Genomic DNA, 18,603 nt, shown 5'->3' on the forward strand with positions numbered 1-18,603 from the left:
GCCAAGTGTTATAAAAACTATGATTGGCAATGCTGGACTTGATGAGACAGAAACGCAAACTTTGACTAGATTTTTACAAAGCAAAGCCCCAATAGAATAACTTTATTTGTGCTTTATTTCTATAAACTAGAAAATTTCGGCCTTTGATGGACTATATCCCCAGGCTTAGGTCGAAATTTTTCAGCAATTTTTAAATCAAATCACGGAATTGCTTTTAGACTTAAATTTACTATCAAGCCTCATCATCGATCGAGAGCTTGTAACCAAGTCCTTGAACGTTTTTGATAAGCTGCGCATAGGTTTTATTACGCAGTTTATTTATGTAGTTTCGCATAGTATCAAATGACGCTACTTTGCCACTCCACGTGAAATTTTCTATCATCTCAAATGATACGACTCGCTCTTTATTTATCGCTAGGATATGCAAAAGTCGCTGCTCAGTTCTAGTCAAAGCAATATTTCCACTCTCGCTATAAAGCAATCTATCTTGCATATCATAGCTAAATCCACGACCTAGATTTAAACGTTTAATAGTCTTTACGCCGTTTTTTGTGGCCATTAATATCATGATTAAAAGCTGCTGTTTATCAAATGGCTTTTTAAGCAGATTTGAATTTTGTATGCTTATCGAGTTTTGTAAATTTTCATCGGTATCATAGGCTGTAATAAAAATGATAGGCATGCGTGCATCAAGCTCTCTAACCCGTTTTGCCATCGATGTTCCGCTCATATGGGTCATATTTATATCAGTGATGATAATATCAATGTCGTTTTTGCTAAAGCACTCTAAGCCTTCTTGCCCGTTTTGTGCCTTATAGATTTGGCTTACATATGGCGCAAGAAGTCCAGCCAAAACTCCTTGCAACTGTGTGTCGTCCTCAACCAAAAGCACATTTAAGTGTGCTAACTCTTTAAAAATTTCATTCATTTTAATAGCTCTATTTCAAATTTTGTCGGATTTTTAGCATTTGCAAGCCTTATGTCACCACGTAGTTTTTTCTCAAAAATAAGCTTACAAAGATAAAGTCCCATGCCGGTGCCGTCGTCGCCTTTTGTGGTAAAAAACGGCTCGAAAATTTTATCTAAAAGCTCACTATCTACACCATTTGCATTATCTTCGATAGTAATAATAAATTTGCTCTCATCTTGGCTCAAATTTATAGCCACATAAGGGGAGAAATTTTCTCTATTTTTTGCCTTTTTTGCCAGCTCATCTTTTGCATTTGTGATAAGGTTCATAAGCACATGTTTTATGTAGTTTGCATAGCTTTTGATCTTATAAGAGCCTTCCTCGTATGTAAAACGTAACTCGATATTTTTTACTTGAAGTTGCGGTCGGCAAATGTATAAAACATCATCTAGCACGTTGATTAGGTCAAATTCTTTCTCACAAAAATCCTCTTTGTAAAAATCCCTAAAAACATCGATAGTCTCATTCATAAGCTCAACGTTCATACGTATATTTTCAATATTTTTTAGTGCCATTTTATCGCCATTTTTGCCGCTTAACAGCTCATACGTATCGCTTGCAAGAAGCAAAAGCGTATTTAGAGGCTGCTTGTATTGATGTGAGATCACGCTTATCATCTCGCCAAGTGCTGCCATTTTGGAATTTTGCAGTAAAATTTGTTCCTGTTTTTGCTTGTTTTGCTCCAAGTTTACCTCATGCGTAATATCATGCGACATGATAAAAACGCCCTCAAACAAGCCTTGTTTATCGAGCAGCGGCAAAAACTCTGTTTTATAAAACAGCTCACCCTTTTTTGAAGTCAAGCTAAAGCTCTTGGTTGGGTTGCTGCTGATTTGGGTAAATATACTCTGTGTGGTTTTATTCGAGCAAAAAATACTATAGAGTTCTTTTAAATTTTTACCGATATTTGCCTTAAATTTTAGGCCAAAAATTTTCTCAAATTCTTTGTTGATAAAGGCGATATTGCCAGCTTTATCTGCGATGACAAGCCCACCTATTGGGTTTTTGGCAAAAAGATTTAAAAGATGCTTGTTTTTATAAAATTTTCGCTGCGCCACATAAAGAGCAGCAAAGGCGCAAACACCAAAAAATGCCAATGCCAAAAAAATACCAAGATCTTTTAGCACTTTTTTGTCGATTTGCCTGTAAATCATACCCTCATCAAGCACGCTAACTAGCATCCATTTGCTATTTTCGAGCGTATCATATACAAAAATATAAGGCTTATTTTTGATAAGAATTTGCTCATTTCCTTGTTTTTTAACTGAAATTTTTTGCAATATCTCTTTGGTTTGAGTGCCTGAAAAGTCTAAAATTTGCTCTGTTTGATCGAGGATATTTTTGCCATCTACCATTAAAAACGCTGAGCCATTTGCAAGCGGAAAGAGTGTGGCAAGCTCTTTTTGAAAAATTTCAAAGTCAAGGTCAGCCGTCAAAACACCTATAAATTTACCATTTTTTAAAAGTGGCGTTGAGACAGAGATGACGTAGATACCAAGCTGATGGTCTATATATGGCTCGGTAAAGCTTGTTGTCATACTCTCTTTTGCAGCCACAAACCAAGGGCGGTCTGAGAAATTATATTGCGGCTCGATTTCGTTACTTGCGACAAATCTGTAGCTATCCGGATATCCGGCATAGACTGCTAAAAAGCTACCCGTTCTAGCAACAATGCTAAGCACGCCTTTTATCGTAGTATAATCTTGTGTATAATCTTTTGTCGCAACAAATTTTGCTGTCTCCTCAAGCAGTCGCTTTTGCTGCTCGATACGCTCATTTATGATTGCCTTGTATTTTTGTACCGTTTTTATCTGGCTTGAGACGGCAGAGTCGTATGTTTGTTGTTTGTTTTCATCATAGTTTGTAAAAACTAGATAAAAATATCCCACAGCAACGGCGACTAATAAAATGTAAAAATAATTTTGCTTGAATTTCATTTCGATATTATAGAATTTTTAAGATAAAAGTGTGCAATGGCGACCAAAAATTTGCTAAATTCAACCTATACTATACCGCATAATATTACTGAGATACTTATTTTGAATTTAATGTCTAAGCAAAACATCAGACTAGTTAAATCAAATATCAAAATTGCATTAATGCCATTTTCCAATCCAAACCAAGATAAACTAGATTTTTAGATATGAGTCCAAAGTAATTTCATGGAATCTTTTTTTATAAAGCAAAATATTTCTTGAAAACTGCACCGCTTTTACCAAAAACATTTCTTTGTTTGATAAACAATTCAAAAAAACAAAAACTGTAAAAGATGCGGTTGAAATACCGATAAATATAGGCTTTACGCTGGCAAGATGGGCGTAGGTGCTAGCTTAGTCGTCATGGGCGGCTTCACCGTAGAGCCAAGCACTGCAAACGTGCTAGATACCGACTATAACGAAATTTCGGGACTTTATGCCTGCGGTAACGTTATGGGCGGACGTTTTTTGGGCGACTATCCGGTAGTTTTAGCCGGCACTAGCCACGGAACATGCCTATGCTACGGACGCTTAGCAGGCTATCAGGCTGTGGCAAACGCAAAAGGAGTACAAGCATGAGCAAGAAAAGAAAATATACGATAATAGGACTAATAGTAGCCGCTATCGTCGGTTTTATAGCGTTTCATCAGATAGAGGCCGCTAGCCACAAGGCTGAATTTTGTATCATGTGTCACAACATGCAGCCAGAGTACGATTCTTTTACAAAAGGAGATATGCTAGCTAAAAAGCATAACGACGCAAATGTAACATGTCACGACTGCCACACGCCAACCATAGGCGAGCAGCTAAACGAGGTCAGGATGTATGTAACAGGCGACTTTGAGATGCCGGCGAAACAAAGGGGCTTTAAAAACGAGCAGTGCACTAGCTGTCATAAGATAGCCGACATAAGAAAAAAGACCGCGCACTATGGCCTATCTAACCCGCAAGAAGGCACTCACAATAAAGCCAATGAGATGCTACAGTGTCAGTCATGCCACGCCGTGCATCATCCGCAAAAGCTAAATACTTGTATGTCTTGTCACCCGATAGACTGGAAGGTAGATAGTAGCTGGAAGATGTATCCGCCTAGCGAAAAATAATCTTTAATCCGCCTCGCTCGGGGCGGATTTATCTCCTCTGTAAATATAAACGGCTCAAGATAAGTTAAGCGGATTTTCCCTTATTAATTTTAGCAAAATGCAATGGATCTCTTTTATATATGTAGTTTAGTAGCTCAAATTTAAAACAATTTATATATTTAATGCCATCTATATATCGTTCGACTATTTCTCCAAAAATAGTAGGTATTTCTTCTTCTTCTTGTATAACGTCTTTTAATATGAATATGTTGTTTATTCCTGAGGTGTCAATACTAAAACCTAACTCTTGAATGTTGTTGTCGACCGCGTCCTTTAATTTATGCTGTTCGAGAAATAATTTTGAACCGGGAAGTGAATAAAAAAGAATTTCGGCGACATACTGTATGTAAAAAAAGTATTTTTTGAGCAATTCATGACAATGAATCTAAATTTACTATTGGCATAATTATCAAAACATAGTTTTAGTTCAAACTGAAACATATTTTAAAATATCGTCCAGATTTTTCACTATAAATTTTAAAATTACTTTATTGAGCCTTTTATGCTTTAGCATGCTATTCTCGCTTTATCCCAAGCTTATCGCCGAAATTTTGTTTTATGTAAATGTGCAAAATATCGATCGCGGCGGGCGTTACGCCGCTGATCTCGCTCGCGGCAAAAAGCGTCGGCGGCGCAAAGCGGTTTAGCTTCTGCACGATCTCGTTGCTAAGCCCTCCGATCTTGCTAAAATCGATCTGCGGCGGGATCGCGACGCCAAGCAACCCCTTCATCCTCTCGACCTCGGCGCGCTGCATCGCGATGTAGAAATGATACTTGCACTGCGTTAAAATTTCATCCAAAACCTCATCGCTAAAGCCCTCAAAATGCGGCGCCAGAGCAAGCAGACCCGCCTTTGAAAAGCCGCTTTGAGAGGCGATTTTTTGCAAGCTACAGCTTTGCGAAATTGGCTCTGCGCCGATACTTTGCAGCAGGCTAAGCGTCTGTTTCGAAGGGGTAATCTGCTTTTTTAGCAAAAATTCCATTCCACTCTCTACGTCTAGCTTAAACTTGCGCGCCCGCTCGTAGCTTGCCTCGTCTAAAAGCCCGATCTCGCGGCCGTATTCGCTTAGGCGCAGCACGGCGTTGCCCTCGCGCAGCAGCAGACGAAATTCCGCGCGCGAAGTAAACATTCGGTAGGGCTCGTTCGTGCCTTTGGTAACCAGATCATCGATCAAAACGCCGATATACGCCTCATCCCTGCGCAAGATCAGAGGCTGCCGCCCGCGCAAATCAAGCACGGCGTTGATGCCCGCCATCAGCCCCTGCGCCGCGGCCTCCTCGTAGCCGGTGGTGCCGTTGATCTGGCCTGCTAAAAACAGCCCGCGGATCTTTTTGGTCTCGAGGCTGTGTTTAAGCTCGGTAGGATCGATAAAATCGTACTCGATCGCATAGCCAGGGCGGACGATTTTTGCATTTTCAAAGCCTCTGATCGTGTGCAAAAACGCAACCTGCACGTCGTAAGGAAGGCTCGTAGAAAGCCCGTTTACGTAATACTCCGTAGCCTCGCGCGTCTGCGGCTCGACGAAGACGTGGTGGCGGTCTCGATTTGGAAACTCATAAATTTTAGTCTCGATGCTAGGGCAGTAGCGCGGGCCGGTGCTTGAAATTTGCCCCGTAAACATCGGCGCGCGGGCGAAATTTTCGCGGATGATCTCGTGCGTGCATTCGTTCGTATAAGCGATGAAGCAAGCAAGCTGCTTCGGCGCAAAATTTTTGCTACGAAAGCTGAAAGCGCGCGGATCCGCGTCGCCGTCTTGGCGCTCAAGCACGCTAAAATCGATCGTCTTAGCATCGATCCTTGGGCAGGTGCCCGTCTTTAGCCGCCCCATTTGCAGCCCTAGACTTCGCAGCGATTCGGCTAGCTCGACGCTCGCTAGCTCGCCCACGCGCCCCGCTTGCAGCTTGTTCTCGCCTACGTGAATTAGCCCGTTTAAAAAGGTGCCGGCGGTGATTATCAGATGCTCGGTCTCATAAATGTTGCCAAGATGGGTCTTAACGCCGCAAACGCGCGGAACGCCATCCTGCTCGCAGGTTAAAATTTCGCTCGCGATCTCTTGGCTTACATCCAGCCCCTGCGTGTTTAGTAGCAAATTTCGCATGTAGATGCGGTATTCATCCATATCAATCTGAGCGCGCGAGCCGCGCACGGCGGGGCCCTTGCTCTCGTTTAAAATTCTAAACTGCAGCCCGCACGCATCCGCCGCAAGCCCCATCTGACCGCCCAGCGCGTCGATCTCCTTTACCAGATGTCCCTTCGCAAGGCCGCCTATTGCGGGATTACAGCTCGCAGCGCCGATCTGCTCGGCTAAGATCGTAATTAGCAGCGTCTTTGCGCCCATTTTTGCGGCGGCTAAGCTTGCCTCGATACCCGCGTGCCCGCCGCCCACAACGATAACGTCGTATTTCATTTTTTGCCTTTAAATTTAAAGCCGCAATTTTAGCCAAAATAAAATTTCAAAACGATAAATCGCGCGCAGATGTCGCAGACGAGCCGTCCGCAAAAATCGAGGCACAAAATCGGCGAGCAAGGGCGTAAAATTCCGCGTAAATTTTTAGCGCAAAATTCCTGCGCCAAAATTTCACGCGCGAGCTTTGCTTTAAATTTAGCGTTGTATAATTACGCATTTTTATCAAAAAGGATGAATGCTGATAGATAAAGCTTATGTTTGCGCGTTGAAAGATCGCGTGATAGGCGGCTACGAGATTGCAAAGCAGCAGGCGCTAGAGCTGGCGCGATGCGAGGATTTAGGCGCGCTTTTTGCGGCGGCGGATGAAATCAGGCGCGAGTTTTGCGGCGATAAATTTAATCTCTGCACGATCATAAACGTAAAATCGGGGCGCTGTAGCGAGGACTGCAAATACTGCGCGCAGTCGGCGCATTTTAACACGGGCTGCGAGACTTACGGAATTTTGAGCGAGCGGCAGGTGCTAAGCGCCGCGCTTGCGAACGAAGCCGAGCAGACGCACCGCTTCTCGCTCGTCGCCAGCGGGCGCGGAATTTCTCAAAAAAGCTCCGATCTGAGAGCATACTGCGCGATCTATGAGCGGCTGCGAAGCCAGACGCGGCTGCATCTGTGCGCCTCGCTGGGGATCGCCTCAAAGCCCGCGCTGGCGCTACTTAAAGCGAGCGGCGTGCAGACCTATCATCACAATCTCGAGACTTCGCGCAAATTTTATCCGCAGATCTGCACGACGCACAGCTACGACGACCGCATCCAAACGATACAAAACTGCCGCGCCGTGGGGCTTGACGTATGTAGCGGCGGGATTTTCGGGCTGGGCGAGGGCATGGAGGATCGCATCGATATGGCGCTGCAACTGCGAGAGCTGGGCGTTAGCTCCGTGCCGATCAATATCCTGACCCCGATTAAAGGCACTCCGCTGCAAGACGCCGCGCCGCTAGCGCACGATGAAATTTTAAAATCGATCGCGATCTACCGCTTTATCTTGCCGCGCGCGTATCTGCGCTTCGCAGGCGGCAGGCGAAATTTGGGCGAGCACGTGCGCACGGCGCTTGGATGCGGCATCAACTCGGCGCTTACGGGCAATTTCCTAACCACCACCGGCGATAGCATCGCAAGCGATAAGGCGCTTGTAGCGCAGTGCGGATTCGACCTCGCAAAGGGCGCGGATTAGCGCCGGTCTGGAATTAAAGATAAAATTTAAGAGGCGCTATGAAGTTAAAATTTTTCCTTGCCCTTATTTTGGTCGTCTTGCTTGGAGGTTGCTCGCTGCTCCCGCAGGGCGACGAGGAAGCTCCATTCTTGGCGGACGCAAGCAGATGCGATGTCGCAAACCCGCTAAATAAGGAGCAGCCAAACCGCTGCGCGAAGCGGCAAAAGATTGACGCCGAAGTCGCGCGAAAGGCGCAAGAGCAAGCGGCGTCGCAAGACGCGTTTAATTCATTCAAGGAGAATAGCGCGCAAGCTCAGCAAATAGCGCAAGAGCAATATATTGCCGCGCGACAAAGCCTAATGCAACAGCAATCGCAGCAGCAACTGGAGCAGATGCAGCAGCGACAAAATATGAGAAATTTACAAAACGAGCAGAACTGGAACAGGCTGCGCAATCTAGAAAATATAAGTAACGGCGGGATTTAGCCGTGAATTTTACAATTTGATCTAAATTTTAATTCGCGCGACTTTAATTCTAGAGCAATTAGCCTAGATAAAAAAATATGATGAAATTTTAATCAACATACTACAAAATCAAATGAGGTCTTAATTTCAAGGGCAGACAGCTGAATGCTAGAAAATTTTAATTGATTTTAAGTGATGAAATGGTGACCCACAGGGGGTTTGGCTTTAGTGTATATATCGCCTAAAATAGGTAATATGTAAATTTTAGTTATACACTTTTTTATACAAAAATTTTAGTAAGCATCTAACGGGATTTATAAATTTTATGAAAAAACCAATTATACCAAAGATGCACAAAATCAAAAGAAAGGGTAGCTAGTGAAAATTCCTCCAAAGCTTTACTTAAAATTTGCAAAAGATATAGAACCGGAAATCTTTGAGAACAAAACGCCTAAATTTCACCTGGATGTCCTGAAATTTATCGATGGCGAAGATCAATACAAAGCCGTAGTCATATTTCGCGGTAGTGCAAAAACTACACTGCTTAACAAAATTTATGTCGTTAGCAGGCTGTATTTTTATGCAGAGCCTTTCATTATGATAGCTTCCGCAAACGATACGAAAGCAAAGCTATTCGTCGAAGCAATAAAAAATTCAATCGATAAAGCGGCCGCCAGAGGCTACGCGATAGAGCGCGGTAAAGTTTGGAACAAAGACCGCATAGAGGTCGTCGTTAATCGCGGCAAAAAAGACGGGAACGGAAAAGATATCGAGCGGACCTGTCACGTAGTATCGCTCAGCTCCGGGCAAGATCCGCGCGGCGCCAACATCGACAACATGCGCCCAACTCTTATCATCATCGATGATTTGGAGAGCAAAGACGGGCAATTCCCGGTTGGGAACAAGGCGAGTCGCCAAAAGCTTAGAGGTTGGTTTTATGCGGATCTATTGCCCGCCGTGCACCCCGCTCGCGGCAAAGTGGTAGTGTTAGGCACAATTTTGCACGAGGACAGTATCCTAAACAATATCGTGAACAATGAGAATGTAGAAGAAACCAATAAGCAGGGATGGCGATATATAAAAATTCCCATCATAGAAAACGGCGCGAGCGTATGGCCGTCTCGTTTTCCTTTATCTCGCATAAAAGCAATACAAAATCAGCTCGTCTCAAAGGGGCTTGCAAATGAATTTTATCAAGAGTATATGTGCGCGGCGATCGATCCGCAAAGAGCGATTTTCAAACGCGAGTATTTCCGCTACTTCGAGCGCGTAGAATACGACATTGACACACAACCCGAAACACTAAGCGTTACGGACGGAGTCAATATAAGAACTCTACAAATAAGAAAAGCTCTAAATTTAGCGCTAAACGGCGAAAAAATAGAGCTTGCAAAATGTCAAATTTTTACAACAATCGACCTGGCAAGTGCAAACGGCCGCGACCAAACAGCGATGATAACCTCGGCTATCGACAACAGAAATCGCATATTCATAATAGACATCAGCGCCGGGCACTGGACGCCGTTTGAAAAGAGCGTCGAGATCATACGGATTTTTCAGATATTCGGCTGCACCAGGATAGGAATTGAAAAAGCCGGGATGCAAAACGATTTTTTCTATACGATCGATATCATACAAAAAATGACCGGGGTGCATCTCCCTATCGATCAACTTAGCCACGGCGGAAAGGCAAAAAATACCCGCATATCAAACCTAGAGCCATATTATCGCACGGGGCAAATTTATCACAACGCAAGCATAGACTCAAGCACTGAGCTAGAGGCGCAACTCCTCAGCTTCGATAGCGAAGTCGAGAGCAAAGAGGATGATCTGATGGATGCGCTCGCGTATTTACAACAATATATCGTGGGGCGAGAATTTGACGAGCCGGAATACGAGGACGAGGACTATGAAGGCGCCGAGGCATGGGCGTGAATTCGCGCCGGCAGGACAAATGCAGGCGGCCACCGCTCCCGCAGGCGCAAAGCCCTAATGCTTACGCTCGTTTTGCAGATCGTGGGACAAAAAATGCGGGCTTAAATTTTAAGCAGATAATAAAATGTGCTCGTATCTTTCGCGGGACAAAAAGTCTAAATTTTGAAATTTTTCTCTACACCGTCAGTATTGGGCGGAAAATTCCGAGTGGGGTCATAGCCCCCCGTCAAGAGAGCAGGCGAGCGCTATCAAAGCCCTACAGCAGCGCGCCTGCAATAGTTTATGATATAATCACAAGGCGGGCGCATAGGATTTAAGCAAATAGTTATCAAGACCGAGCCGAAATTGCGCGCGAAACTTAAACCGCTTGCGTCTAAATTTTCATAGTTTCCTTAAGCGAAAACGGACAAATTCGCGTCGTTTTTATCTCTTGAAACTTAAACTTAATTTTCACGGCTCTTTCAAATGCCTATTTTAGGGCGTTTTATAAAATTAACTATTGAAAATAATTCTTTTCAAAAATGCGTGTTTTCACGAAATTTGACCCCAACCTCTGCCCCGAACCTTAAGCCGAGTTTGCCTCAATCCTCCCAGACTTCAGCGCCAAAAATCCGCGATCTGTCCCGAAAACGGAGCGGTGCACCCCTGAAAAACCCGTCGTCCGCCCCAGCCCCGTCGGTATTTCCTACTATCTGCTCTGCGAAGCTTCGCGCGCTGGTTCTCGTGCCAACGTGCATGCGTAAGCAAACGGCGTTGGCGCTTACCCGGCGCGGGCGCACTTGTGGACGTTAGAGGGCTTCGGCTCGATCAAAGCGGCGCGCTAAGCGCTATATAATATCGCTAGCAAGCACAGCACGGGGCGCCTAGATGCCTTAAGTCTATGCAGGTCGCTTGCGCGCGTCGCGGTTGCGAGGGTCGCAAAAACCGCTTGCCCCGTCCGTGTGGCGATGTTGCGCGGGCGCGCGCGGTTTTGCATGGATTAAGTTTGTTAGATTTCACTATTTTTTCGGCAGCGGGATCGTTACGAATGTGTGCGGCGATTGGTGCGCCATTCGCGTCCGGGTGCTACGACGATGAGCCGTAGCGGCGCGGTAAGCCTAAAGCTCCGCGGCTATTTCATCTTTGATGAGCTCTTTGATCTTGTCAGCGAAGATAATTCTCTATTAAGGTTCACAAAGCTCGCACGCTTGAGTTTTTTTAAAAAAATGGAGTTATAGTATTCATCACTATCTTGCCTGAATTTATAGCTATGTAAAATTAGGGATATTTTTTTCTTTATTAATTATATTAATAAAGTCCGCATAAGACCTATAAGCCCTTTCTATAAGCATATTATATTTTATAACCTCTATATTATAACTTTTAAACACCTCCATGTCGTCTTTTCTGAATTCAATGGTATTAGCACCATTAACACCAGCGTCTTCTGAAATAATAAAGTATACTTTTATATCTCTGGAGTCTATCATTTTTAAGCTGCTATCGCTTTGCATTACAGCATCTTTATATTTTCGTATTTGATCTATCATTACTCCAGTAGTAACATTGGCGTGTCCTGTTGGTGTATTCTTTTTTAGTTCTACTATTATAGGATATGGTTCTTCTGCGACCTTTATTAATAGATCAATATAGTTTTTCTTAAGTTTATTGTTCTTATCAATAGCCTTTAAATATCTATTTTTAGTAATTTCAAAGCTTGTACTGGCATTTAAGTCCTGATTCCAGTGCGGGTTTATAAGCCAAGGATGTTTATGCAAATGGTTATTAAAAAAACTTTCTAATGTATTGTTTTCTTCCATCATTCTTTTTAATTCATTAATAGCAGCGATTCTCTCTTTGACTAGTTCAAAAATATTTATTTCTTCGGAGCGCCCTATTTTAGACATAAGCTTATTTATAAGTTTGACATAATTTTTATCAATCATGTCTATTGAGGATAGGCTTTTTTGTATTTCTGAAAATTCTATATTATCCACAGTTCTAACTATAGAAGACACGATATTTTGGATTTCATTCTTCTGTATACCCTCGCTTTGATCTGCAAAAGACTTATTAATAAGCAACGCAAGCATTTTTTCATTCATCTCTCTTTTATCGTCACTTAACCCATCAAGCCATTTTTTATAGCTTTCGTTTTCTCTTATAAAATCTGGTAATTTTAAAACGGCTTCTTTTTGTCTAAAATTCGTCCAAAGTTCAGCAAATTTGTTTCTTATTTTTCCTAGTATCTCTATAAATTCTTCAACATATTCATTTGACTGATCTAGTCCATCCCTGCTTGATGTTATCGGAACCTGCAAAATATCTAACAAAAAATCCGCATGAACTTCACCAACCAAGTATTGATTTGCCATTCTTGCACTACCGCTATTTTTAAAAATATTTTCATCGGCTATTTTCTTGTTTATATATACGACAGTTGAATTGAAATTATAGTCTTTTGTTTGAAGTTGTCCGGGAGTTAGAACACTGCCAAACCAGCCTTTTAGTCCTTTGTTCTTCTCAAAATAGTCTTTTAAATCTTTGCTATTCGTATCATATTTTACTTTTTTGGTTTTATCTATATTTGGGAACATATCGTTGATTTCTTCTTCGTTATATCCAAAATAAACAAGGAATTCTATATTTTTATAGTATTCGTGTGTTAGTAAGTCAACTTCCTCTCCATTTAAAAACACTTGAAATTTATCAATATGCGAAGCTATATAAAATCTTCTGGATAGCTGTATACTTAAATTTTCATACGCATTTCTACTATTTCTTATAAGATCATCAATCTTAACTATAAAACCTGATTTGTATTTTGCGTAATCCCTAAGCTCGCAGGGCAAATCATCAACAAAATTATAATCTACCGAGTGGGTTATTTCATCTTTTATAAAATCATCATATACTAATTCAAAAGTAAGCCATTGTTTTGAGGATAACGTTTTTGTGTATACTTTATATTTTCCACCTAGACTAAATGCAGCGAGTTTTCCTATTCCTTTTTGCCCCATTGGAGCTCTTTCGCTTAGATTATTAAACGATTCTTCTATTTGTTTTTCTATACCTATAATCGCATATTTATGTTCTATCTCATCTAAAGACATCCCTTTTCCATTATCAATAATATATATTTCTCTATTGCTTAGTTTGATATCAACTCTCGTTGCATATGCATCATATGAATTTGCAACTAACTCGGCTAGAGCTGGTGGATTACTGCTATACAAGTTTCTTCCTAAATGGGTAGCTACTCGCCCAGCAATAGAAAATTTAATTTGATTGTTACTAGCCATTTATATATCCTTCTAAATGTTTTAAGATGCTTTTACCTATATGCTCTCCTAGCTTAGGCGGAACGGCATTGCCTATTTGTTTGGCAATTTTGCGCATGCATATTTTTTCATTTTTGTCTATAAATTTATATCCCATTGGAAACGACTGCAATAAGGCTCCTTCTCGTAAAGATATTGCCCTATCTTGCTCTGGATGTCCAAATCTACCTGTACCATAATTAATAAACTGCGTTGTAAGGGTGGGAGCAACATCATCCCAGCTCATTCTACCATATACCGACTTATAACTTTGCCCAGTTGCTTTTTTGTAACAATTAGGTAGAATTGCCTCGTCCCAGTCATGCCATGATCCACCAGGTTTGGATTGTTTGATTCTTTGAATATTTATATCTGTTAGCGTAGGGCTTATATGTAGCCTATCTTTTTTATTATCAACTGCTCCGGCAACTATCTTATCAATTTTATATATCATATCCCTAACGGTTACTTTTTTAAATTTGGACTCTAAGAAATCAATATTCCCGAATTTAGATGCCAGAAGTAAAAGCCTCTTTCTTCTTTGTGCTACGCCATAATCGCTAGCATCATGAATCTTAAAATTTACGCTATAGCCTTGCGCTTTTAAATCGTCTACAAAATCAGCAAAAACCTTTTCTTTTTTAAGCTCTGGAACATTTTCCATTGAAACTATTTGAGGTGAAGTTTCTTTAATAAGTCTTAAAAAATCATACAATAATCCCCAGTCTTTATGTAACGATCGATCTTTTTTATTTTTCTGGTGCGCTGAAAAAGGCTGGCAAGGAGCACAACCGACTAAAATTTTGATATTTGCGTCACCAAATAAATTATTGACTTCTTCGCCACCCACTTCACAAATGCTTCTGTGCAAAAATTTTCCATGATTATTTTGTTCATAGGCAAATTTGCAGCTTTCGTCAAAATCAATTCCAGCTACAACTTCAATGCCGGCCTGGCTGAGCCCATAGGTTAATCCACCTATACCACAAAATAGATCTACTGCAGATATTTTCATTTTTACCCACCGGTTTAAATGTTTAATTATAACTTGAAATAGCTTTTAAAATAATTATTTAAACATAATGTATCTAAAATCATCCAGACAACACGCCTTACGAATTTGCTCCTCCATGCCATTTAGGGAGCAATCTTTAGATTTCGTTTTATAGCGCCCAAGGAGGAGAGAGGACCCCTTGAGCGCGGTAATTGTATGGCGGCGCGTCCTAAATTTTATAAACTCGCTGCGGCGGGCTATTTCTGCGAAAACTTCCCGATCTGCGGGCGGGAGATTAGCGCGGGATCGAATTTCTTAGGCGCAAATTTGCGCTGCTTTTTCTCGTCGCGTAACCGCTTGAGGCTCTGCACGTCAAACTCGAAGCCTTCAGCGTCCGCCACCTCTTTGAAAATTTCAAGCTTCCGATCGATCTGCTTCTGCTTTTCGGCTTTCTCCGAAGCGCTCATCTTTTCGAGTTTTTCATTGTGCTTGATCGCCTTTTCGACCTTGTCGGCGTCTTTGCTATCGGGCACTTTGACGTATTCGAGCTCCTCGCGCTGCTTGCGTAGCTTGCCGAGTTCGGCGTTGAGCTCTTTTTGCTGATTGAAGCGGCGCGCGCCCACGCCTCGCTTCAGGATGCCCGCGTATCCCAGCTCGTCCTTGTTGTAGTCTTTCGGCGCGAAATCCTTGTCGCCCGTGATGTCTGAAAGAGCCTGCTCGCCGAGCTGCTGCCCGTATCTGCCGATCGTAAGCGTAGGTAGATAGTTTTTCGCAGCTTCTTTGACGCTCTTGGCGACTTTCACGGCCTTTGGATCGTCCTCGGATGTGATGTTGTAGCCCAGCGTCGATTTGCCGCTTGCGATATTGACTAGACCGCCCACGAAGCCCCAGCCGCCCTCAAAAACATCGTCGAAACGAAAGCCGGGCGCGGCTCGTCCCGCGTTGAAATAGGTATCGCTATCCCCTATCCTCGCCCACGCTTTGAGTCCGAAAACGTTCGGGAACTTCGAGCTTTGCGCCCATTTTGGCTTGGTTAGGTTTTCTTTTTCAGTATCTGCGATGATCGAGCTTAGCGACAACCCCGCGGCATCCGCGGCGATAAAAGAGGCCTGCATCATCGCGAAACGATGAGGGTTTTTAAGGATCGCTTTGATCACCATCGGCGTCGATTTGACGGAGTAGTGCAAAAACGGCATCAATCCCCACTTGTCGCTCTTGCGCAAGAAGCTGTTGAAATGGGTGCTATAATCGACGTAGTGATACTGCGCGTCGCTCATCGCCGCAGCAAGCTCCTTTTCGCTGAATTTGCCTAGATCGCCCGGGGCGTATCCTCGCTTTGCGGCGATCGCGTCGAGATTTTTCTTAAACCGAGCGATCTTGAAAATTTCATCCTCCCACGCGTAGGCTTTTCTAGCCGCCCTACCAAGCGCCGAGCCCTCGCTCATGTAGATATTTTTGCCCGCGGTGCTTAGAAAGTCCATAGCCTTGCCGACTATGCCGAAAGCCTCTGCGTCGTTTTTAGGCTTTAGCCCCTTGATCGCGCCCTCCAGATCGTCCATAGCGCTATCCAGCCCCAAGCGGCGCGCGAGCTTCCAATACTCCTGCCGCTGCTGCCGTCCTAAAAGCGCCCAGCTCGCAAGAGCCTTTTCGTCGCCGTGCAAAAACGCCAGCACTGCGTTGCTCGCGACGTTGTAAACGTGCGTAAACGGGTTTTTGACCGTCACGTTCACCTTGATATGATCGATCAGAGGCTGCCAGTATTTCTCAAGCGCGCCGAGCTGTCCGCCCAGAGCCTGCGTGCTTTTCAGAGCTTCCGCCACCTCTTTTGGGACGTATTTGCCCCCAAGCGCGCCGAATTTCTTTATGCCGCCTCCGACGGTTTCGTCGCTGATCCGCACGTATTGCCCCTGCCTTGCGCCGGCGGGGATCTCATCGAGCCCGAAGCGGTTTGCGATACCCTCAAGCGCGCGGGCTTTGAGAAGCTGGGTGCGCTGCTTTGCGAGGGTGTTTGCGACTACGAAACTGATGTCCGTGCGAAGCCCCAGAGCTCTTCTTTGCGCCTCGCTCAGGTCTTTGCGAGCGTAAAATTTGCCTAGCGTCCTGCTTATTTTGCCGCGCTCGTTTTGCATATACTCGTCGTAGTAGTGTCCGATGTAGTCGGTTAGCTTGTTCTCCTGCTTGAGGGCGCCCGCTTTGATGAGCTCGTTTGCGTTGTTATCGATCGTATCGCGCAATTTTTGATAGGTTGCTTGCAGCTCCTGTGGCAGATCAGCTTTAGCTATCTTGCCGTCGAGGGCATTAAACAGCTGCTCGCTCTGCGCGGCATCAAATTTATCAAGATACCTCGCCGCAGTGCGAGCCTGCGCATTAATCGCCGCGCTCTCGCGAAAAAAACTCTCGATCGCGCCGTCTATCTGCCGCTTTGCCGCGTTTCGCAGATCAAGGACGCTCATCCCCTTTTTCACCAAAGCGGGGGTATTTTCGCCCTCAAAGATGCGATCTACCGCGTTTTCATACTTGTTGATCCCTTTTCGCCAAAGGGTATCGACAAACTGCGCCCACTTGCCGTCCGCGCCGCCGTATGGACCCAAAAGCGCATCCGTTTTGCCTAGCAGATCGTTCATCGTAGGCATATCGGGGTTGAAAGGATCGGCTTGTCGCGCCGCGCGGTCGTATTCGGCTTGTAATTTCTCCTGCTTTGCTTTGCTTTCTTGAGCGATTTTGGCTTTGAAAGCCCTCTTGTCGGCTCTTTTTAAAATTTCCTCCGCCTTGATCGGGTCTTTCTCATTCAAAAATTTCGCTTTGGTCTCAAAGCTATAATTTTTCAGCGCCTCATCACTGCCGAAAAGGCGATCGAACATCGTCTCGTTTGCGCGAATGCTCTCGTCGATATGAGCCTTAGAATACGCATTGATGCGCGCCCTGCCGCCCTCGTCCATATCGATGAATATCATCTGCTCGTCGCCGTTTTTGCCGCGCTTTTTGAATGTGAAGCCGTCGCGGCTGATGTGGGTTAGCTTGGCGCCTGCGATGTCCTTTTTGAGCCGCGCGAGTTGGCTTTCGGAGAGGTTCGTCTGCACCCCTTGCGAGAGCGCGTCGAAATTGCCCGTCCTTACGGCATCCAGCACCTCGCCCGCGGTGTCGTGATCTTTGTAGCTGTCCTTGTAAATTTGCTCTACGCTCTGCTCTAGCTCCTGCTCGATGTTTGGGCGGCGCTTTTTGATCTCGCCCCCTATATTTTCGATCTCGCTTGCTCTGAATTTTAGCGGCTCCTCGTTTGCGTTCACGCCGCCGTCTCTCAAAACGATCGTATCGTCCGGGCTAACGTCAAAGGTGCTGAGCGGGTCTTTCTGCACTCTTGCGGCATCGTCCAAGCCTAGGCGCGTCTGCACATTTCGTGCCTCCGCTTCGCCGTGCAGCTTCGCGTAGTTTGCATCGCCGCCAGCACCGCCCGTTGCAAAGCCCTCTTTGCTCTGCACCCAGTGTTGGATCTCGTGCATCAGCGTGGATCTGTCGTTTAAATTTTTAAGGGCGATCGCGCCCCTTTGAGGATCGAAATAGCCTAAATTATTGCCATTTTTTGAATTTTGTGATATAATCTCTTCACCGCTCAAAGAGTGTTCTAAGGATTTTATATCACCAGAGCTTTGGGCGGTATATCTTACTTTCCCTTCTCTTATTAATAATTCAAATTTACGTCCCGCCATAGGATAGTTTGATGTTACATCTATAGCTCCGTTGCGCTCTTTTGTTACTGAGGCAAATTTAACAACTCCTTTTTCATCCTTAAAAGCCTTGAAAAAGAAAGTCGTGTCTTCGAAATCTACTATAAAAGAGGGTTTTTCTAGAGTAGGCTTTATCAACCCAAGATACTTTTCCCTTCCTTTTATTTGCAGTTTTTTAAACTGAAACGAGCCGATATTAACCTCTCCTATTGGAGTTTGAGCTTTACCTTGCGGAAAATCGGCTTTAAAATTTTCAAAAGTATATTCTTTTTTGACGAAAGGAGCCGCCTCTTTGGCGACGACGGATCGGTTGATCTGCCCGTCTTTTAGCAGGTATTTTTTCTCTAGCTCTTTTGCAAGCATCGCACCGGACGGCGCGCTGTGCTCGTGCCAATTTTGCAAATTGACGTCGTATCTGACCTTTGGGTTTTCAAATTCCATGGGCTTTTTAAGGTTTCTGTCAGAGTAAAAGGTTATAATGTC

Annotated in this window: 10 protein-coding genes and 1 pseudogene; 5 read left to right on the forward strand and 6 right to left on the reverse strand. The window is 44.0% G+C overall.

The features are described from left to right. Positions 1-232 precede the first annotated feature (232 nt). Positions 233-928 carry a response regulator gene (locus Q0135_RS02540; RefSeq protein ID WP_297987993.1) on the reverse strand — a complete coding sequence of 232 codons (696 nt, stop codon included), beginning with the start codon at positions 926-928 and terminating at the stop codon, positions 233-235. Further along, the gene (locus tag Q0135_RS02545; RefSeq protein ID WP_297987995.1) at positions 925-2,859 is read right to left on the reverse strand and encodes a cache domain-containing protein; all 1,935 of its coding nucleotides are present in this window, start codon (positions 2,857-2,859) and stop codon (positions 925-927) included. The genes Q0135_RS02540 and Q0135_RS02545 overlap by 4 nt, the downstream gene beginning before the upstream one ends. Positions 2,860-3,276: 417 nt before the next feature. Here Q0135_RS02545 and Q0135_RS02550 point away from each other — a divergent pair. Together Q0135_RS02550 and Q0135_RS02555 are read left to right on the forward strand one after the other, a co-directional pair. After that, positions 3,277-3,525, forward strand: a pseudogene (locus Q0135_RS02550) (FAD-binding protein); the annotation flags it as partial. Further along, positions 3,522-4,049 (forward strand): cytochrome c3 family protein, encoded by a 528-nt coding sequence (locus Q0135_RS02555; protein WP_297987997.1) that lies wholly within the window; start codon positions 3,522-3,524, stop codon positions 4,047-4,049. The pseudogene Q0135_RS02550 and the gene Q0135_RS02555, both read left to right, overlap by 4 nt. A gap of 554 nt (positions 4,050-4,603) precedes the next feature. Here the strand turns inward: Q0135_RS02555 and mnmG are convergent. Further along, on the reverse strand, positions 4,604-6,496 hold the full coding sequence (gene mnmG / locus Q0135_RS02560; RefSeq protein ID WP_297987999.1) for a tRNA uridine-5-carboxymethylaminomethyl(34) synthesis enzyme MnmG: 1,893 nt from the start codon (positions 6,494-6,496) through the stop codon (positions 4,604-4,606). Between the two features lie 235 nt (positions 6,497-6,731). Between mnmG and bioB the strand changes: the two genes are divergently transcribed. The 3 genes from bioB (at position 6,732) to Q0135_RS02575 (ending at position 10,102) form a co-directional block, all read left to right on the forward strand. Further along, the gene (gene bioB / locus Q0135_RS02565) at positions 6,732-7,724 is read left to right on the forward strand and encodes a biotin synthase BioB (RefSeq protein WP_297988001.1); all 993 of its coding nucleotides are present in this window, start codon (positions 6,732-6,734) and stop codon (positions 7,722-7,724) included. Between the two features lie 38 nt (positions 7,725-7,762). After that, positions 7,763-8,188, forward strand: coding sequence for a hypothetical protein (locus tag Q0135_RS02570; RefSeq protein ID WP_297988003.1), 426 nt, complete (start codon positions 7,763-7,765; stop codon positions 8,186-8,188). Between the two features lie 357 nt (positions 8,189-8,545). Continuing rightward, on the forward strand, positions 8,546-10,102 hold the full coding sequence (locus tag Q0135_RS02575) for a hypothetical protein (RefSeq protein WP_297988005.1): 1,557 nt from the start codon (positions 8,546-8,548) through the stop codon (positions 10,100-10,102). A 1,247-nt stretch (positions 10,103-11,349) separates the two neighbouring features. On the opposite strand, the gene Q0135_RS02580 is transcribed toward Q0135_RS02575, so the two are convergent. The 3 genes from Q0135_RS02580 to Q0135_RS02590 form a co-directional block, all read right to left on the reverse strand. Further along, positions 11,350-13,383 carry an ATP-binding protein gene (locus tag Q0135_RS02580; protein ID WP_297921023.1) on the reverse strand — a complete coding sequence of 678 codons (2,034 nt, stop codon included), beginning with the start codon at positions 13,381-13,383 and terminating at the stop codon, positions 11,350-11,352. Further along, positions 13,376-14,416 (reverse strand): DNA cytosine methyltransferase, encoded by a 1,041-nt coding sequence (locus Q0135_RS02585; protein ID WP_297961804.1) that lies wholly within the window; start codon positions 14,414-14,416, stop codon positions 13,376-13,378. Before Q0135_RS02585 ends, Q0135_RS02580 begins: the two co-directional genes overlap by 8 nt. A 236-nt stretch (positions 14,417-14,652) precedes the next feature. Next, positions 14,653-18,603: hypothetical protein (locus Q0135_RS02590; RefSeq protein ID WP_297988007.1), on the reverse strand; the 3,951-nt coding region annotated here is incomplete at its 5' end.

It is taken from the genome of uncultured Campylobacter sp. (genome assembly GCF_937981295.1).
Taxonomy (GTDB): domain Bacteria; phylum Campylobacterota; class Campylobacteria; order Campylobacterales; family Campylobacteraceae; genus Campylobacter_B.